This window comes from Burkholderia sp. BCC1047 (genome assembly GCF_902833155.1).
Taxonomy (GTDB): Bacteria; Pseudomonadota; Gammaproteobacteria; order Burkholderiales; family Burkholderiaceae; genus Burkholderia; species Burkholderia sola.
This window is the reverse complement of sequence record NZ_CADFEH010000001.1, coordinates 1754-3625: the sequence shown is the minus strand read 5'-3', so window position 1 is coordinate 3625 and position 1872 is coordinate 1754. Positions and strand designations below refer to the sequence as shown.

Genomic DNA, 1872 nt, shown 5'->3' with positions numbered 1-1872 from the left:
CGCGCCCGGATTTGCCTAAGCGCCTTCTCCAATGCAGCGACCGGGACTTCCAACACCCGGACAACCTTCCGCGATCCGTCCCCCCATCGCATCTAACAATGGTGCAGGAATATTGACCTGCTTCCCATCAGCTACGCATTTCTGCCTCGCCTTAGGGGCCGACTCACCCTACGCCGATGAACGTTGCGTAGGAAACCTTGGGCTTACGGCGAGGGGGCCTTTCACCCCCTTTATCGCTACTCATGTCAGCATTCGCACTTCCGATACCTCCAGCACCCTTTACAAGGCACCTTCGCAGGCTTACGGAACGCTCTCCTACCATGCGTGCAAAGCACGCATCCGCAGCTTCGGTATATAGCTTAGCCCCGTTACATCTTCCGCGCAGGACGACTCGATCAGTGAGCTATTACGCTTTCTTTAAAGGGTGGCTGCTTCTAAGCCAACCTCCTGACTGTTTTAGCCTTCCCACTTCGTTTCCCACTTAGCTATATTTGGGGACCTTAGCTGGCGGTCTGGGTTGTTTCCCTCTTGACACCGGACGTTAGCACCCGATGTCTGTCTCCCGTGATTGCACTCTTCGGTATTCGGAGTTTGCTATGGCGGGGTAATCTGCAATAGACCCCCCAACCATGACAGTGCTCTACCCCCGAAGGTGAGACACGAGGCACTACCTAAATAGTTTTCGGAGAGAACCAGCTATTTCCAGGTTTGTTTAGCCTTTCACCCCTATCCACAGCTCATCCCCTAACTTTTCAACGTTAGTGGGTTCGGACCTCCAGTACGTGTTACCGCACCTTCATCCTGGCCATGGATAGATCACCTGGTTTCGGGTCTACGCCCAGCAACTGAACGCCCTATTCGGACTCGCTTTCGCTACGCCTGCCCTATACGGTTAAGCTTGCTACTGAACGTAAGTCGCTGACCCATTATACAAAAGGTACGCCGTCACCCCTTACGAGGCTCCGACTGTTTGTATGCATGCGGTTTCAGGATCTATTTCACTCCCCTCCCGGGGTTCTTTTCGCCTTTCCCTCACGGTACTGGTTCACTATCGGTCGATCACGAGTATTTAGCCTTGGAGGATGGTCCCCCCATCTTCAGACAGGATTTCACGTGTCCCGCCCTACTTGTCGCACACCTAGTTCTTTCATACTGTTTTCGCCTACAGGGCTATCACCTGCTATGGCCGCACTTTCCAGAGCGTTCGGCTAACAATACAAATAAAGAGTGCAAGGCTCATCCCATTTCGCTCGCCACTACTTTGGGAATCTCGGTTGATTTCTTTTCCTGCGGTTACTTAGATGTTTCAGTTCACCGCGTTCGCTTCACTGGACCTATGTATTCAGTCCAGGATGACCCAAAAGGGCCGGGTTTCCCCATTCGGACATCTACGGATCAAAGCTCGTTTGCCAGCTCCCCGTAGCTTTTCGCAGGCTACCGCGTCCTTCATCGCCTGTGATCGCCAAGGCATCCACCACATGCACTTGTTCGCTTGACCCTATAACGAGTCTGTCTCGTTACAGGTTGAGTTCTCGCGTTGTGCCGTATTCCAATTGAGTCAAACTTAGAGTTCGAATCATCTTGAGATACATCGATACAATCACAACCCGGATAACTTCCACGTCCATCTCGAGACGCTTCCGCTATCCAAATTACTTACTTCTTCCAGATTGTTAAAGAACGACAGCCGATACTTTCGTACCGCTCTGACTGGCTCAATCGCCAATGACAAAGGTTCGACGAAGTCGAACGCTTGTCATTGAAGATTGGTGGAGGCAGACGGGATCGAACCGACGACCCCCTGCTTGCAAAGCAGGTGCTCTCCCAGCTGAGCTATGCCCCCATGTACAGATTTGCCTCAGGTGTGTTACC

At 52.4% G+C, this 1872-nt stretch carries 1 tRNA gene and 1 rRNA gene (1 of these 2 running past the window's edge); both read right to left on the bottom strand.

The features are described 5' to 3' along the window. Positions 1 to 1498: ribosomal RNA gene (locus HWX55_RS00020) — 23S ribosomal RNA — on the bottom strand; it reaches 1412 nt to the left of the window's first position. Positions 1499 to 1767: 269 nt separating this feature from the next. Further along, positions 1768 to 1843, bottom strand: a tRNA-Ala gene (locus HWX55_RS00015). Positions 1844 to 1872: the final 29 nt, after the last annotated feature.